Origin of the sequence: Streptomyces neyagawaensis (assembly GCF_023516595.1) — a bacterium.
Taxonomy (GTDB): domain Bacteria; phylum Actinomycetota; class Actinomycetes; order Streptomycetales; family Streptomycetaceae; genus Streptomyces; species Streptomyces neyagawaensis.
In genome coordinates, this window is the sequence record NZ_JAMGBG010000011.1 from 147,108 (window position 1) to 162,548 (window position 15,441).

Sequence of the window (15,441 nt, forward strand, 5' to 3'; positions counted from 1 at the left end):
CGCCCCTCCGTCGACTACTCATTCGGCCTGACGAAGGGGCCGGGCACGAAGCACCGGGGACGGGCCAGAGGCCGACGACTACTCTGCACCGTGGGTCAGAGGCAGGAAACCGGGGCCTCCTGGTGCCGCGGGGGCTTCTTCGGCTTCTTCCGCGCGGCGTCGACCTGGGTCTGTTCGCTGTGGTCGGTGAGGGCCGAGACCACCTCGCTGACCGCTGGTGCGGCGAGCACTCCGCAGAGGCGGAAGCCGCAAGCGGTGACAGCCTGCGCTTACGGATGACAGCCTGCAGAAAGATCAGCGCGACAACTACTGCAAGGGCCGGCATGGCGAAGGCCCGCGGGGCGCCGGTGTGTGGGGCGCGCCGCGGGCCTTCGTTTCCCCTCAGCGAGTGCCGACCGCCGCCCGGACGGCCTTGCGGGCCAGCTGGCAGTCGTCGTGCAGCCGCCTGAGCAGCAGCCGCTGTTCCTCGCCGGACGGCGCAGCAGCCGGGTGGGCCGGGCCCGGTGCCGCCGGGGTCGTGTCGTGCATCGAACGCTGCACGGCCGTCTCGTAGGTACGGATCTCACGGGTCAGTACAAGCATCAGATTCACCAGGAACGCGTCCCGCGAGGCAGGGCCCGCGGACTGCGCCAGCTGACTGATCTGACGCCGCGCCACGGGGGCGTCCCCGAGCACCGCCCACAGTGTCGCCAGGTCGTAGCCCGGCAGGTACCACCCCGCGTGTTCCCAATCCACCAGCACTGGACCGGCCGGTGAGAGCAGGATGTTCGACAGCAGGGCGTCGCCGTGGCAGAACTGGCCCATGCCCTGACGGCCCGACGCGTGAGCGATGCCGTGCAGGAGCTTCTGCAGATCGCCCATGTCCCGGTCGGTGAGCAGACCCAGCTCATGGAATCGGGAGATCCGCTCCGCGTAGTCCAGCGGGGCGTCGAACGTGCCCGCCGGTGGCCGCCACGCGTTCAGCCGGCAGATCGCGCCGAGCGCCGCCCGGATGTCGGCGCGCGGCGGCGCCTCCACCGGATGCCGCTGCAACGCGGCCACCCGGCCCGGCATCCGCTCGACGACCAGGGTGCAGTTGTCCGGGTCCGCCGCGATCAGCCTCGGCACCCGCACCGGGGGGCGGTGCCGGACGAACGAGCGGTATGCGGCTATTTCATGCCGGAGCCGCTCCTCCCAGATGGAGGAGTGGTCCAGTAAACACTTGGCGACGGCCGTGCTGCGCCCTGTCGTACCGACGAGCAGCACCGAGCGGCCGCTGCGGCGCAGCACCTGGACCGGAGCGAACTCCGGACAGATGCGGTGCACCGAGGCGATCGCCGTGCGCAGCTGCGCGCCCTGAGGGCCGGACAAGTCGAGTCTCCCGCTGAGCGGTTGGGGGCCGAGCCCCGGAACGCGCCGGGCCCGGCCGACAGCGAGGCCGGGGGCCGCGGAACGGGTGGGGTCGAGATAGGGGCCGCCACCGCCCGGCTGGCGGGGTGCGAGCGGCCGGGGCGGAGCGGACACGGAGGACGATGCTGCGTACATGAGCGGATACAGATCCCTTCGTGTGCCTGCGATGTCACGCGCCACCCGCCCCGGCCGACCGGGGACACCCTGGGGAGTGCCTGTCGGGCGACCGGGCCGGGGTGGCGCTTTCCTACCTGACACCGGATGGCCCGTGGCACACCATGTAGCGCACCCTGGCGAAGCCTGGCGAATAGTCCCCCAGCAACTGACAGCGGGCTACATTCAACTCAGCCGAGAACCTGGGGGCTTGACGTGAGCGGACAACCCAACACCCGACTCGCAGACCTGTTCGGCCTGGCCGGCTGGTCGAAGGGCGAGCTCGCGAGGCTGGTCAACCGGCAGGCGGCGGCCATGGGCCACCCGCAGCTGGCGACCGACACCTCACGGGTGCGGCGGTGGATCGACATGGGAGAGATCCCGCGCGATCCCGTGCCGCGGGTGCTGGCGGCGCTGTTCACCGAGCGTCTCGGCCGTGTCGTGACCATCGAGGACCTCGGTCTGGTCCGGCACGGGCGTACGGGGAAACGGCAGGGCGGCGGGAATGCGGAGCATCCCGACGGTGTGCCGTGGGCGCCCGAACGGACTGCCGCGGTCCTCACCGAATTCACGGGAATGGACCTCATGCTCAACCGACGCGGCTTGGTGGGTGCGGGCGTCGCGCTCACCGCGGGATCAGCACTCAGCAGCGCCATGCACGACTGGCTGCACACCGACCCGACGCTCAAGGCCGACGCTCCCGACCTCGACAACCCCCTGCACGCCGACCCCGCTGGGTTCGACCGCTATGAGGCCGCCCCCATCGGATCGCAGGAGATCGAGGAACTGGAGCGCTCCGTCGAGGTGTTCCGGGCCTGGGACGCGGCCCGTGGCGGCGGGCTGCAACGCAAGGCTGTCGTGGGACAGCTCAACGAGGTGGGGGGCATGCTCTCCTACCGCCACCCCGAACATCTCCAGCGGCGCCTGTGGGGCGTCGCCGCCAACCTCGCCGTCCTCGCGGGCTGGATGTCGCACGACGTCGGCCTCGAACCCACCGCCCAGAAGTACTTCATCATCGCAGCCCACGCCGCCAGGGAGGGCGGTGACCGGCCCCGAGCCGGCGAGGCCCTCTCCAGGGCGGCCCGACAACTGGTGCACCTCGGCAAACCCGACGAGGCGCTCGACCTCATGAAACTCGCCCAGTCCGGCTCCGGCGAGCGGGTACTGCCCCGCACCAAGGCCATGTTCCACACCATCGAGGCGTGGGCGCAGGCGTCCATGGGCAAGGGCCAGGCCATGCGCCGCACCCTGGGACAGGCGGAGGACCTCTTCGTCTCCGACAAGGGCGACACACCGCCGCCGAGTTGGATGCAGACCTTCAAGGACGAGGATCTGTACGGCATGCAGGCCCTCGCCTACCGCACCCTCGCCGAGTTCGAGCCCGGCGCGGCCGCGCACGCCCAGCACTACGCGGAGAAGGCCCTGGCCTTGCGCAACGACGGCCGGGAGCGGTCGAAGATCTTCGACCATCTCTCCATGGCGTCGGCCTGCTTCATCGCGGACGACCCCGAGCAGGCGAACCGGTACGCCCGGCTGGCCCTGATGTCGATGGGGTCGAACTCGTCGGGACGCACCTGGGACCGGCTGCGTCAGATGTACCGACTGACCGGTCAGTACTCCAGTTATCCGAAGATCCAGGACCTTCGGGAGGAGATCAAGCTCGCCCTGCCGAAGCCGCAGTCGAGGAACAGGGGCGGCATCGCACCGGCGTGACCGCCGACCGGTGGTGCCCCACGGCATCAGCAGGGGGTCACCGCTTCGGCATCGACGTCACCGCTCAGGCATACCGAGGTCACCGCTCAGGCATCAGGAGTCCACCGCTTCCCACGTCGGACGACGATCCTGACGTCAGGCGAGGACCCTCGCGACGAGCACGCAGGCGTCGTCCTCGCGCTCGCCCTCGCTGAACTCCTCCACCACCGCCCGTACTCCGTCCCGGGCCGTCCGCGCCTCGGCGAACCGCGGGCCCAGGTCCAGCAGCCGCTGGACAGCTGCCGTGCCCCCGGGGACCAGCCCATCGGTGTGCAGGAGCAGGAGATCACCCGGTCGGAGCGTCACCTCGGCCTGCCCGTAGACGGCGCCCGAGGTCGCTCCGAGCAGGACACCGTCCGGCGTCGGCAGCACGCGCCCCGTCCCGTCGCGGAACAGCAGCGGGGCGGGGTGCCCCGCCTGCGCCCACACCAGGGTGCGGGTCGCCGGTCGGTAGCGGCAGCACACGGCGCTGCCGAGGGCCGGTTGCCCGGTGGCGTCGAGTAACTGGTTGAGGCAGACCATCAGCTGCCCCGGCGTGGTGCCGGCCATGGCCATCCCACGGACCGCGCCGATCAGCGTCGCCATGCCCGAGGTGACGGTCACCCCCTGGCCGGTGAGATCGCCGACGCTCAACAGGCTTTCGCCGCCCGGCAGTTCGAGGGCGTCGTACCAGTCCCCGCCGATCAGCGCGGTCGTCGAGCAGGGCAGGTAGCGGGCCGCCACGTCCAGGGTCCCGGGGCCCCGGTGCGGGAGCCGCAGGGCGCCACGCCATGGCGGCAGCACGGCCTCCTGGAGCTCGACCGCGATCCGGTGCTCGGCCCGGGCGATGTGCCGTCGGCGTTCGAGCGAGTCGCGGGTCTCGGTCACCGCACGCTGGCTGCGCCGCAGTTCGCTGACGTCCCGCAGAACCGCCCACATGGAGGCGGTGCTGCCGTCGTCGTCGAGTACGGGCTCGCCCATCATGTGCACGGTGCGCACCGCCCCGTCGGGGAGCACGATCCGGAACTCGCCGTCGATGCGCCGGGCGTCGATCAGACAGTCCGTCACCATCGCCGTCAGCTGCGGCCGGTCCTCCTCCAGCACCAGCGACGGCAGCTCGTCGAGCGTGAGCGCCGGAGCGGCCGGATCGCGCCCGAGGATCTCGTACAGCTCCCGGGACCAGCTCGCCTCGTCCGTGAGGAGGTTCCACTCGGCGCTGCCGACCCGGCTGAGCAGCGACTCGCGCGGGCGCGCCGCGACCGGTGCGGCGGGAGCGCCGGCCTCGTCCGCGTCGGCCGCCGGGACGTCGGGACCGTCCCGCAGCTGGGCCAAGTGGTCGTCCAAATCGTTCAGTTGATGGAGCGCCAGGTCGTACAGGGCCCGCTGCCACCGGCCCTCGGCGTCCGTACCGTCGGCGGAGGCGCCACGCCGTACGGCGTCCATGTCGCCGCGCAGTCGGCGCGTCTGCGAGATGAGCGCGTCGACCGTGCCGCGTCGGGGCGGCTGGGCGGCGGGGCGATCCGCGGAGAGAGGGGACGGCATCACGTACTCCGAGGGGGGACGGTACGACCAACGCTGACGGATGGGCCGGTTACGACTGTTGCACAGCCCGCGACGCGCTGTAAGGGATTTGGCAAGACACGACACGGTGGTGCTTCCGGTATATGCCGCTGTCCTTGCGGACCGGGCCCGCCGCGGGATCCCGCTACGCATCCCGAGGGGGCAAGTCGTAGGCGGTGTACGCGACTTGATGGATGGTCGGGTCTACTCCGAGCCGCTATCAAGCCCGTGTTCGAGGGTCGTTTGTGCGAGCCGCTTTGATCCTGTGGAGCGGTGTCGGTACATCCGAGGAGAACCGGCGTCCGCCGGGGGAACGAGGGACTCGGGTACGGGGGAAACGGGTGACTTGGGTCACAGCGGTGAATCCAGGAAAGCGTGGCGCGCGAATGCCCTTCGCGAGGCCGATGAGGCATGTCGGCGCAGGGCCGACCCGGATCCGAAACGGAGAGCGCGCATGACCGTCACACTGGAACAGCCCGCACGAGTCCTCCTGGTCACGGCCGAGGACCGCGAGCTGCCGGTGCCCACCACGCTGCGCTACACCTCCGACGACCCGCTGGCCGTGCATCTCGACTTTCCCGCGGACATCTCGCTCAGCGGGTCCATGGTGACCTGGACGTTCGCCCGCGAGCTGCTCGACGAGGGGCTGCGGAAGCCCGCCGGAACCGGGGACGTGCACATCTGGCCCTGCGGGCGCACCCGCACGGTCGTGGAGCTGCACTCGCCGCACGGCATGGCCCTGCTCCGGTTCGACACCGCCGCCCTCCGGCGCTTCCTGGTGCGCACCTTCGCCGTCGTCGGCTCCGGCAGCGAGCCGGTCGGACGGGCCGTCGACCGAGGCCTGACGGCCCTCTTCGACGGCGTCTGACCGGCGGCGCGCCCGGTGGCGCGGGACGGCGGGCTCAGTAGTGCGGGGCGACGGGCTCGGTACGCGGGCGGCGGGTTCAGTAGCGGAGGACGCCCGCGATGCCGCGCGCGTCGCCGAGGGCGCCGTCGGGCACGAACCGCACCTCGGCCCCGGTGTCGAGGCACCGTTCGACGATCTCGTCCACGATGTCGTCGCGGGCGTCCAGCTCGCCGCTCTCCGCCGGGACGAGGTGGACTCCGCCGTCGGCGCGGACGGCCGCCCGGTAGTTCTCCTCGACGGCCAGGAGCTGGACGCGGCCCTGCTCCGCGTTCTGCCGGACCTCGTCGACGCCGGCCGCGAACGCCTTGCTGCCGCGGGCCGCCTCCAGCCGCCGGGCCACCGTGTCGACGTTCCTGCGGTTCTCGGCCTCGATCATCGGGGCGATCGCCTGCCACACCGCGTCCGGGGTGCCGTGCGCCAGACCACCGTGCGGAATGTGGGTGGCGTCCTTGGTGACGGTGCCGATCTCGTCGAGCAGGGACAGCGCCGCCGTCTCGCCCGTCACGTACAGGGGCCGCGGATGCGTACGCAGCACCCGGCTCATCGCGGTGTCGGCGTCCCGCAGGAAGTGCCGGGTGTCCTCGTCCTGGAAGGCGCTCGGCATGTCGCCGATCCGCTGCTGCCGCTCCGCGTCGAAGTTGTCGCGGTCCCGGGTGAGCGGGAACCCGCCGGCGCGCGCGGGCGTGACCCGGTCGCCGCCGCCGCTCCACAGTGCGACCCGGTCGGAGGAGACCGACAGCACCCAGAAGGGGCGCTCGGCGGCCTGCGCGGCCACCAGGTTCCGGGTCAGAAAGGTGTCCGCGAGCACCACGCGCTCCGGTACCGGCCGGGCCAGTGACCACACCTGGTGCTCGCCCGGCGCAGCGAAGATCGCCAGACCGTCCTCGGCGTGCGTCAGATCCACCTCGGCCAGCGCGCGGTCCAACTGCTCTACGACGTCGTTGCGCCGCTCACGGGTGACCGCGGGATCGTGGTCCAGCTGCTTCTTCGCCTCGGCGAGCACATTGCGGAGCCGGACCGGATCCTGGGCGTTCTCCGGTTCCCGCCGATGCGTCGGCGTCAGCACCGACACGGCGGGGTACGGCCGCGGACGGCGCAGTTCGGTGAGGGTCGCGGGGCTGAGGGCATGCTCCATGACTTCACGATAGGACTGATTCGCGTGTCGGGCATTTGGGGTATCCAGGTCACCCTTCGCGGCAGGTCGGAGTCCGGACCGGGCCGCGGGTGAGAGGGATGGGTCGGCCGACGGCGAGCACGGGTCGGGCCCGCCGCCGCGCACCGGTGAGGGTGCGCGCCCGACGGGCCCGACTCGGTCGTTCAGTGGCGGCGGGTGCCCGCCGTGCGTGTCAGCCGACTTCCTTCTTCAGCGACTTGTCCGCGGCGGCCTGGGACGCCTTCCACCAGGTCGTCACCGGCTCCCAGACCTTCACCTTCTTGGTCGCGCCCAGCTGCTTCAGCGTGAACAGCCGGCCGCCGAGGTTCGGGTTGGCCGACACGCCGATCGTGTCGACGCGGCGCGCCTCGGGGTCCTTGAGGTCGGCGATCGTGCGGACCGTCGCATACGCCGTCTTCCCGGCGCCCAGCTTGTACGGCCCGCTCTCGCCCGATGGCACAGGCTGGGCCGACCCGTCCAGGTCGCCGAAGGTGACCACGGGCAGGCGGTCGATCGTGCACGTACGGGTGCCGGTGTTCTTGACGGTGATGTGCACGATCCTCGTGTCCTTCGCCTGCTTGGCGCCGATCTTGAGGACCTTCGCCTTGCAGACGGGAACCTTGGCGGCCGGCTGGGCGGCCAGACCCTGCGGCGCGGCCGCGAGGAGCAGCGCGGCGCCGGCGGTCGCCACGGTCGAGACGGTGAGGACGGAACGGATACGCATCGGTGTATTCCCCCAGGTTCGGTCACATACGAGTGCGGGTCGCGTGAAATGCGACGCACACCCAGTGTGACGGGCGAGGTGCGAGCAGGGTTGTAGCCGATCCGCCCGTGTTACACGCCTGATGCTCAGTCGTCGGCTCCGCATGAACTTCCGTCGTCGGGCAGCGAGCCGTACAGCAGGAACTCGTCGACCGTCTCGCGCACGCACTTCGACGACGCGTACCCGGTGTGTCCCTTCCCCTTGTTGTCGAGGACGACCGCCGAGGAGCCGAGGCGCTTCGCCGTCTCCACGGTCCAGCGGTACGGCGTCGCGGGGTCGCCCCGGGTGCCCACCAGCAGCATCCTCGGGGTGTCCACGTCCCGCACCTCCTCACGGATGAAGTCGGTGCCCTTCGGGCGGCCGTAGCACATCAGCACCTGCGTGAGGCGATACTTGCCGAACACCGGGGAGGCGTCCTCGTACGCGGCGCGCAGGTCCGCGATCTCCTCCGTGATCCGGCCGGCGGTGGGCCGGTCGGGGTCGTCGGCGCAGTTGATCGCCATCAGCGCGGCGGGGACGTTGTCGAGCGGCACGTCCTCCTCGTCGACGAGCCCACCGCTCGGACTCGGGGTGGCGGACCGGGGAGGCCTGCTCATGCCACCGCCCGCGAGCGCCACGACGCCCCGGGTGTCGCCGTCGTGGACGAGCATGTTGAGGGCCTGCGTCAGCGCGGGCCACATCTGCTCGCTGTAGAGGGCCTGGCTGATGGCGCCCACCAGGTCCTGCCCGGAGAACTCCGGCCCGAAGTCCGTCGGCACGGGGGACTCGTCCAGCGACTCGACGAGGTCGACGACCTGTTCCCGGGCCGAGCGGGCGTCCTGCCCGAACGGGCAGGTCAGTTGCTCGGCGCACGCGTCGAGATAGTCCTCCAGCGCGGTCTGCTGGCCCTGGGCACCGACGAGGCCCTGCTCCGCCAGCGGCTCGGTGAGGGTGTCGACGCCGTCGAGCACCATGCGGCCCACCTTCTTCGGGAACTGCGCCGCGTACACCGCGCCGAGCCGGGTCCCGTAGGAGAAGCCGAGGTAGTTGAGCTTCTTGTCGCCGAGGGCGGCACGCATCACGTCCAGGTCGCGGGAGGCGTTCACCGTGCCGATGTGCGGCAGCACGGGACCGGAGTGCCTGCCGCAGGCCGCGGCGGCCTTCTTCAACTGCTTGAGCGCGACCTCGGGGTCGTTCGCGTCGTTGCCGTCGTCCGTCGCCTCCATGGCCTCGTCGGTGCCCTCGCCGCAGCTCACGGGGGAGGAGCGGCCGACGCCGCGCGGATCGAAGGAGACGACGTCGTACCCCTTGGTGAGGGCCATGAACTCCGCGCCGCCGTAGGCCAGTTCGGGGACGCCCGGGCCGCCGGGGCCACCGAAGTTCAGCAGCAGGCTGCCCCGTGAGTCGCCCGTCGCCCGGTAGCGGGCCAACGCCAGGTCGAGCGTCCCCTTCCCGGGCCGCGCGTAGTCGAGGGGCACGGTGACCTTGCCGCAGCGCAGATCCTTGGGCATCTCCACGCCCGTGCATCTGCGCCACTTGATCTTCTGGTCGTAGAAGCGGGACAGGTCGGGCTGCTCGTCGTCCTGCTCGTCGGCGCCCGCCGCCGCGGCCGGCAACCCGGCCCCCAGCAGGGCCAGCACCATGACCGCGGCTCCGCTGAACGGACGCCGTCTGCGCGTGGACCGCATGCGTGCCTCCAGGGGCACCCGGCCAGGGGCGACCGGGGACGACCCCCGGATCACGATAGGCGGGCTCCCGCGCCCACGCCTCCCGGCGGGCGGGCTGCCCGAACCTGCCGTAGCCTGCGCCGCGACACCCGTCGGCACTGGTCGGACACCTCTCACCCGTCCGCGTGAATCCGGCCGCCGCGAAGCCCGATGGCCGACAGATCTCGTCCGTATCCCGCGTCGCGACGGCCACCGGATTCGACCAGGATGCTGCGGACGTGCGGCCGACCACCGCACTCGCGACCTCATCGAACGGAGCGCACAGATGACCACTTCGGGGGCTCAGGACCTCGTCGTCAGCCGGGCCACGCTCGACGACTGGGCGGTGGTCGCCGCATGGGCGGGGGAGGAGGGCTGGAACCCGGGGCTCTCCGACGCGCCGTGCTTCTTCGCCCAGGACCCCGACGGCTTCTTCATCGGCAGGGTCGACGGAGAGCCGGTCTCGTCCGTCTCCGTCGTCACCTACGACGCCGACTACGCCTTCCTCGGCTTCTACCTCGTCCGCCCCGACCAGCGCGGCCGCGGCCACGGCCTCACGACGTGGAAGACCGCTCTCGCCCACGCCGGGGGCCGCACCGTCGGGCTCGACGGGGTGGTCGCGCAGCAGCACAACTACCGGCAGTCCGGTTTCGAGTTCGCCTACCGCACCTTCCGCTACACGGGAACGGCCCCCTGGGTGGAGGTGCCCGCGGACGTCCGGCCCGTCGAGGACCCTCAGACCGTCGCCGCGTACGACAGCGCCTGCTGCGCCGCCGACCGCCCCCGCTTCCTGGAGCGCTGGCTGACCACCGAGGGGCACCGGGCCCTCGCCCGGGTCGTCGACGGACGGCTCACCGGCTACGGGGTCATCCGACCCGGCCGGGACGCGCTGCGCGTCGGCCCGCTCTTCGCGGACACCGCCGCGGACGCCCGGGCGCTCCTCGCGGGCCTGGCCGCCGAGGCCGCGGGCCGGGTGTTCGCCATCGACATTCCCGAGGAGAACACGGCGGCGGTCTCCCTGGCCGAGGAGTACGGGCTGACGCCGTCCTTCGAGACGGCCCGCATGTACACCGGCCCGATCCGGCCGTACGCCCACGACCGCGTCTTCGGGGTCACGACTCTGGAGCTCGGCTAGCGGCCTTGGCGGTCGCCCGTTGCGAGGATGGTGACGACGCCGCGTCCACCGCCGAGGGCGCGGCTGCCGACGGTTCTGCGGCGGTCGGCCGCTTGAACGCCCACTCCATGCGCGGCTCGACGACGCAGCGCAGCACGGCGCGTACGGGGGACGTGCACAGCAGGGTGATGCCGGCGACCGCGACGGCCGTGACCGCGAGTTGCCCGAGTGGGGTGTGGAGCCACTCGGCGGCGTACCAGTCCCGGAAGCGGGCCCACTTGATCACGAAACCGTGCAGCAGATAGCCGCACATCGTGCCCGTGCCCAGCGCCGTGAACCACATGTGCCGACGCGGCACCCAGGCCAGGAAACAGGCCGTCAGCAGCACCGCCAGACCGAACAGCGCGGGCGTGGTGAGCAGCCCCGCCCAGCGGGAGGCACCCTGCCCGGTGACACTGCCCCGGTGGTAGAACCAGCCCGCGTCGAACCACGGGGCCACCCCGTACGCCGTCACGAGCGCCCCCACACCCACGACGAGCGCCCCGAGCCGCACCCGGCGGCCGCGGAGCCGCTCGAAGTGCTCGGGGCGCAGGGTCAGCCCCAGCACGAAGAACGGCAGGAACCCCAGGACGCGCTGGATGGAGATGTCCCCGCCGAGGTCCGGCGAGACCGCCGCGAGCGTCGCCAGACCGAGTGCGACCGGCACCGGGTACCGCAGCGCCAGCCACACCGGGGTGGTCACCCGCCAGACGAACAGCGCGACCAGGAACCACATCACGTACCAGGGGTCCAGCAGGCTCAGCGGATACCCCGGGTCGTCCTGTGCCCACCGGTAGAACAGCGTGTACGCGGTCTCGAACACCACGTACGGCACCACCACCCCGGTCAGCAGCCGCCTCAGTCGGCCGGGCGCCATGTCGAAGTTCCGCGAGAAGTAGCCGGAGATCAGGGCGAAGGCCGGCATGTGGAAGGCGTAGACCGTCAGATACGCGGCCGTCGCGGCCCGGCTGCCGTACGTCAGCGGCTCCCAGGCGTGCCCGCACGCCACCAGGACGAGGGTGAGGTACTTCGCGTTGTCGAAGTACGGGTCCCGCGACCCACGCCCCACCGAGGGACCGTCCCGGTCGGACGGGGCCGTCAGGGCGGGACGGGAGTGCTGCGCCACGTCTTCAGGCATCGAAAGTAGTTCTCCGGTCAACGACGACGGACCCGGACCGCCTGCCCCGTTCCGGCAGTCTCAGTCGTCGTCGGTTACGACCGTCTCCGTCTTCGTCTCCGTCTCTGTCTTCGTCTTCGTCGGCCGCGCCCGCTCTCGACACCACTCCCGTCCTCGGGACCGTTCGAATGCCCTGTGCGGGGTGCACCCTCCGTCGTGTGTCCGAATCACACCCCTTTCCGCGAGCGACACCCGTTGCCAGGGCGAACGAGTGATGATGGAGTGACCGTATGGATCACGCTGCTGTGCTGGCACTGTTCGACCGGGACATGCGCGAGGGCGCCCGCCCCGACAGTCCCGGAGCCCGGATCGAGCGCGCGGGCGGGGTGGTGCGTCAGGTCGGCTCCGAGAACGGCTGGAGCGGAGTCGTCTGGTCCGATCTGGACGAGGCGGGCGCCGACGCGGCCATCGCCGAGCAGATCCGCTACTTCTCCGGGCTCGGCCGTGACTTCGAGTGGAAGCTGTACGGACACGACCTGCCCGTGGACCTGGGGAGAAGACTCCGCGCGGCCGGATTCACCGCCGCCCCGGAAGAGACGCTGATGGTCGCCGAGGTCGCCGACCTCACCCTCGACGTCGACCCGCCCGAGGGCGTCCGCATCCTGCCCGTCACCGACGCGGAGGGCGTGGCGATGGTGGCCGACGTCCATGAGAAGGCGTTCGGCACGGACAGCTCCCGGATGCGGAACCAGCTTCTCGCCCAGCTCGGCGGGGACACCGACACGGTCGTGGCGGTCGTGGCCCTCGCCGGTGACGAACCGGTGAGCGCCGCCCGCATGGAGCTCCTCCCGGGCACCCGTTTCGCCGGCCTGTGGGGCGGCGGCACCGTGGAGAACTGGCGTGGCCGGGGCGTCTACCGGGCCCTCGTCGCCCATCGCGCCCGGGTCGCCGCCGACCGCGGCTACCGCTACGTCCAGGTCGACGCCCTCGCCCGCAGCCGCCCGATCCTGGCCCGCCTCGGCTTCGAGCCGCTCACGACGACGACACCGTACGAGTACGCCGTGGGCGGGGCCGGGGCGGTGTGACGCCGCCTGGCGTCCGTCACAGGCCGAGCTGGTACTCCACCGCCCGGTGCGTGGGCCGGTAACCGAGCCGGTCGTTGACGCGGCGCATCGGCGCGTTGTCCTCCGCCGTGTCGGTGAGCAGGGCGATGCCCGGGTACAGGCTGTGGGCGTGGAGGACGGCCTTTGCCTTCATCTTCAACGCCAGCCCGTGGCCCCGGTGCTCGGGCAGGACCGCCGTGCCGTAGTGCTGCCCGTCGCCCTCGCCGCCGGCGGGCAGCACGAGCTCCGAGAAACCGACGATCGTGCCGTCCGACGAGTCCACCGCCGCGACCGTGTGGAGCGAGTCGCCGCGCTTCTCGATCGTCTCGGCGGCCGCCACGAGCCGCTCGACGTCCCAGACCACCGTCCCGTAGTCGGTGTCGCCCATCGGCATGTCGTCCATCGCGCGGCGGGAGGCCGCGTAGGTTTCGGCCAGATCGGTGGGCACGACACCGGCCCAGGCGGTCAGGTGGTAGCCGGGGCGGGGCTGCTCCGCGACGCGGCGGACGTGGTCGAGGTCCAGGTCCGCGAGGTCCAGGCGGGCGTACGTCAGCGTCAGTACGTCGCGGAAGCCGCGCGCCGCGAGGAACGCGTCACCGGGGGAGCCCTGCCGGGCCTGTGCGACGACGGTCCGGCGGCTTTCGCTCCTGGCCGCGCCGACCGCCGCGTCGAGCAGAGCCGTGCCCACACCGCGCCGCCGCTCGGCCGGGTGCACGGTGAGTTCGAGTTCGGCCAGATGTGTCTGGCCCTCTTTGGTGAACAGTCGCAGGAAGGCCGAGCCGAGGGGCTCACCGTCGCCCCCGGAGGCCAGCCAGGCCAACCGGCGGCTGGACAGGGCGGGGGAGGGGTCGGCGAGCGGGGTGATACGCGGGGGCAAGAGGGCTCCGAGGCTGGTCGGCGAGGCGGGCGGCGAACCGGGTAACCCCGGCTGCCGAGTCGGGGCACGCTAGCCGGGGCAACGGCTGTCCCACAACGGAATTACGGCCGCACCCGGCACCTATCGCTGCGGCGCCTGGCATCACCGGCGGCTGTGACCGCGCGGCAGCGCCGGGGCGGCGTTCGTAGCGGGTGCCGCCCCGGTTACGTCCGCGTCGTCGCGCCGGGTTCCGTTGCCCTAGCCCGACGTCACCTCAGTGTCGGGCCTTGGCGCGGTCCAGCGCCATGACGCCCAGTGCCGCGAGTGCGATCTGGATGAGCCACTCGACCCAGTCGACGCCGTTGGTGTCGGCCACGCCGATCCCCGCGGCGATCGCGGATCCGATGAGCGCGGCGACGATGCCGACGAGAATCGTCAGCAGGATGCCGATGCGCTGCCGACCCGGGACGACCAGCCGTCCCAGGACACCGATCACAATGCCGATGATGATGGCACTGATGATGCCGTCGATCTCCATCTGTTTGTTCTCCGCCCCTTCGTCGTGACCCCCGCGGCATGCGAGTGCCCTTCGAACGCGAGCGCAGTCCGTTTCGGTTTCAGGTTCTTCACGAACCGCCCGGACGCGCGGCACATCGCACCGCCCTCCGGATCACCGTGGACGGGTCGGCCTCGTGGTACGGCCGCTCCGAGGGCTCGATGCCGTCCAGGAACTCCTGGTAGCGCACGGCGTACGTCAGATGCGCCAGGGGTTCGGCGAGCGCGAGCGCACGCGCGGGATCGCTCCCGGGGACGTGGGACCGCCAGGCGTCCACCCAGGTGCGGACGGCCGTCGCCCGCACCGCCTCGGGCAGATGGTCCTGCAGGCGCAGACAGTCCAGGACCGGATTGCCCCAGTGGGCGTCGGCGAAGTCCATGACGACGGGCGGGCCGCCGTCGCCGCGCCAGTTGCCGGGATGGAAGTCGGCGTGTACCAGCGTGTCGGGCAGTCCGCACGCGGCGAGCAGTTCCCAGCGGTCCGTCAACTCCCGTGCCGTGTCCCGTTCCCGCGCGCTGATCTCCAGCGGGACGGCGCCGTCCAGGAGGCGGCGCACGAGACCGGCGAGCGTCGTGTCGCGCCGGTCCCGCAGTCCCGGTGGCCGTCGGCCGGCCAGTGCGGCCTGGGCGGCGACGAAGCGACGTATCCCGGCCTCGACGGTGCGGGCATCAGCGTTCCAGCAGTCCTCGCCGGGGATGTGCTCCAGCAGGACGCGCCCTTCGGCGGCGCCGAGCACGGTGGGGACGAGCCCCGGGGCGACCTCGGCGAACGCGGCGATGACGGTCGCCTCGTCGGAGGCGAAACGAGGGGTGGCCTTGAGCCAGACCGGGCCGCGTCCGGTGGGCAGCCGGAACAGCCCCGCCAGGTTCCAGGTCCGCCGCTGCTCGACCGGCCCCGTCACCGGTCGCCCCTGGTCCGACAGTGTCCGCCGGGCCCAGTCGAGCAACTCCCGCAGCCCGTCGGCCCGTGCCCACGGCGACCGGAGGGGCTCGTCGCCGCTCCACAGCGCCCGGTCCACCTGCCGCTGCTCCAGCGCGCCGGGCCTCGGCGGCTCGAACGCCTCGACGTGGTAGGTCACATGGCCGTCCCGACCGCCCTCACCCCCGTCGACGGAGAGGAGACGCAGGACCAGGACGGGCACGTGGAGGATCTGCTCCAGGTGCCGCACGACCTGCTCGACCTCGGCCCACCAGGGGACATCGACGGGGAACGGGCCGGTGACCCCGACGAAGTCGCCACCCGAGGTCACCCATGCGCTGACGGTTCGACTCACGGCCGCCAGTGTGCGGGCGAGGGCGGCCCCCTGGCGAACGAA

The 15,441-nt window shown here is 71.9% G+C and carries 14 protein-coding genes; 4 read left to right on the plus strand and 10 right to left on the minus strand.

The window, feature by feature from the left end:
* Nucleotides 1-95 precede the first annotated feature (95 nt).
* Both M8J73_RS44720 and M8J73_RS07120 read right to left on the minus strand, forming a co-directional pair.
* The gene (locus tag M8J73_RS44720) at nt 96-230 is read right to left on the minus strand and encodes a hypothetical protein (RefSeq protein WP_274757650.1); all 135 of its coding nucleotides are present in this window, start codon (nt 228-230) and stop codon (nt 96-98) included.
* Nucleotides 231-381: 151 nt separating this feature from the next.
* Nucleotides 382-1,524, minus strand: coding sequence for an aminoglycoside phosphotransferase family protein (locus tag M8J73_RS07120; RefSeq protein ID WP_249828362.1), 1,143 nt, complete (start codon nt 1,522-1,524; stop codon nt 382-384).
* A gap of 234 nt (nt 1,525-1,758) precedes the next feature.
* On the opposite strand from M8J73_RS07120, the gene M8J73_RS07125 reads away from it, so the two are divergent.
* Nucleotides 1,759-3,255, plus strand: coding sequence for a DNA-binding protein NsdB (locus M8J73_RS07125; RefSeq protein WP_055540400.1), 1,497 nt, complete (start codon nt 1,759-1,761; stop codon nt 3,253-3,255).
* Nucleotides 3,256-3,390: 135 nt separating this feature from the next.
* Here the strand turns inward: M8J73_RS07125 and M8J73_RS07130 are convergent, their stop codons facing one another.
* Nucleotides 3,391-4,815 (minus strand): PP2C family protein-serine/threonine phosphatase, encoded by a 1,425-nt coding sequence (locus tag M8J73_RS07130; protein WP_055540399.1) that lies wholly within the window; start codon nt 4,813-4,815, stop codon nt 3,391-3,393.
* Nucleotides 4,816-5,287: 472 nt separating this feature from the next.
* Here M8J73_RS07130 and M8J73_RS07135 point away from each other — a divergent pair, with 472 nt between their 5' ends.
* Nucleotides 5,288-5,701, plus strand: a complete 414-nt coding sequence (locus M8J73_RS07135; protein ID WP_055540398.1) for an SsgA family sporulation/cell division regulator — start codon at nt 5,288-5,290, stop codon at nt 5,699-5,701.
* A 76-nt stretch (nt 5,702-5,777) separates the two neighbouring features.
* Here the strand turns inward: M8J73_RS07135 and M8J73_RS07140 are convergent, their stop codons facing one another.
* The 3 genes from M8J73_RS07140 to M8J73_RS07150 form a co-directional block, all read right to left on the minus strand.
* Entirely contained in the window at nt 5,778-6,875 is a 1,098-nt protein-coding gene (locus tag M8J73_RS07140) for a baeRF3 domain-containing protein (RefSeq protein WP_055540397.1), read from the minus strand.
* 211 nt (nt 6,876-7,086) lie between these two features.
* A complete protein-coding gene (locus M8J73_RS07145; protein WP_055540396.1) occupies nt 7,087-7,617 on the minus strand; it encodes a DUF4232 domain-containing protein in 531 nt (176 codons plus the stop codon).
* 125 nt (nt 7,618-7,742) lie between these two features.
* Nucleotides 7,743-9,323 (minus strand): alpha/beta hydrolase, encoded by a 1,581-nt coding sequence (locus tag M8J73_RS07150; RefSeq protein ID WP_055540395.1) that lies wholly within the window; start codon nt 9,321-9,323, stop codon nt 7,743-7,745.
* A 304-nt stretch (nt 9,324-9,627) separates the two neighbouring features.
* Here M8J73_RS07150 and M8J73_RS07155 point away from each other — a divergent pair, with 304 nt between their 5' ends.
* Entirely contained in the window at nt 9,628-10,476 is an 849-nt protein-coding gene (locus M8J73_RS07155; RefSeq protein WP_055540394.1) for a GNAT family N-acetyltransferase, read from the plus strand.
* On the opposite strand, the gene M8J73_RS07160 is transcribed toward M8J73_RS07155, so the two are convergent.
* Complete coding sequence (locus M8J73_RS07160; protein WP_055540393.1) at nt 10,454-11,632, minus strand: acyltransferase family protein; 1,179 nt, start codon at nt 11,630-11,632, stop codon at nt 10,454-10,456. The genes M8J73_RS07155 and M8J73_RS07160 overlap by 23 nt on opposite strands.
* A gap of 269 nt (nt 11,633-11,901) precedes the next feature.
* Between M8J73_RS07160 and M8J73_RS07165 the strand changes: the two genes are divergently transcribed.
* Entirely contained in the window at nt 11,902-12,696 is a 795-nt protein-coding gene (locus M8J73_RS07165) for a GNAT family N-acetyltransferase (RefSeq protein WP_055540392.1), read from the plus strand.
* 16 nt (nt 12,697-12,712) lie between these two features.
* Here M8J73_RS07165 and M8J73_RS07170 read toward each other — a convergent pair whose 3' ends face one another.
* The 3 genes from M8J73_RS07170 to M8J73_RS07180 all read right to left on the minus strand — a co-directional run bounded on the left by M8J73_RS07170 (nt 12,713) and on the right by M8J73_RS07180 (nt 15,399).
* Nucleotides 12,713-13,591: a GNAT family N-acetyltransferase gene (locus M8J73_RS07170; protein ID WP_249828363.1), complete on the minus strand. Its 879-nt coding sequence runs from the start codon at nt 13,589-13,591 to the stop codon at nt 12,713-12,715.
* A 253-nt stretch (nt 13,592-13,844) separates the two neighbouring features.
* Nucleotides 13,845-14,108, minus strand: coding sequence for a GlsB/YeaQ/YmgE family stress response membrane protein (locus tag M8J73_RS07175; RefSeq protein ID WP_055542832.1), 264 nt, complete (start codon nt 14,106-14,108; stop codon nt 13,845-13,847).
* An 88-nt stretch (nt 14,109-14,196) separates the two neighbouring features.
* On the minus strand, nt 14,197-15,399 hold the full coding sequence (locus tag M8J73_RS07180; RefSeq protein ID WP_240501751.1) for an aminoglycoside phosphotransferase family protein: 1,203 nt from the start codon (nt 15,397-15,399) through the stop codon (nt 14,197-14,199).
* Between the last annotated feature and the right edge of the window lie 42 nt (nt 15,400-15,441).

What these genes read in the sequence shown, in the direction of transcription:
- M8J73_RS07130 (WP_055540399.1), bottom strand. Translation starts at nt 4,815, where the DNA reads ATGCCGTCCCCTCTCTCCGCGGATCGCCCCGCCGCCCAGCCGCCCCGA.
- M8J73_RS07140 (WP_055540397.1), bottom strand. Translation starts at nt 6,875, where the DNA reads ATGGAGCATGCCCTCAGCCCCGCGACCCTCACCGAACTGCGCCGTCCG.
- M8J73_RS07175 (WP_055542832.1), bottom strand. Translation starts at nt 14,108, where the DNA reads ATGGAGATCGACGGCATCATCAGTGCCATCATCATCGGCATTGTGATC.
- M8J73_RS07145 (WP_055540396.1), bottom strand. Translation starts at nt 7,617, where the DNA reads ATGCGTATCCGTTCCGTCCTCACCGTCTCGACCGTGGCGACCGCCGGC.
- M8J73_RS07155 (WP_055540394.1), top strand. Translation starts at nt 9,628, where the DNA reads ATGACCACTTCGGGGGCTCAGGACCTCGTCGTCAGCCGGGCCACGCTC.
- M8J73_RS07165 (WP_055540392.1), top strand. Translation starts at nt 11,902, where the DNA reads ATGGATCACGCTGCTGTGCTGGCACTGTTCGACCGGGACATGCGCGAG.
- M8J73_RS07120 (WP_249828362.1), bottom strand. Translation starts at nt 1,524, where the DNA reads ATGTACGCAGCATCGTCCTCCGTGTCCGCTCCGCCCCGGCCGCTCGCA.
- M8J73_RS07150 (WP_055540395.1), bottom strand. Translation starts at nt 9,323, where the DNA reads ATGCGGTCCACGCGCAGACGGCGTCCGTTCAGCGGAGCCGCGGTCATG.
- M8J73_RS07135 (WP_055540398.1), top strand. Translation starts at nt 5,288, where the DNA reads ATGACCGTCACACTGGAACAGCCCGCACGAGTCCTCCTGGTCACGGCC.
- M8J73_RS07160 (WP_055540393.1), bottom strand. Translation starts at nt 11,632, where the DNA reads ATGCCTGAAGACGTGGCGCAGCACTCCCGTCCCGCCCTGACGGCCCCG.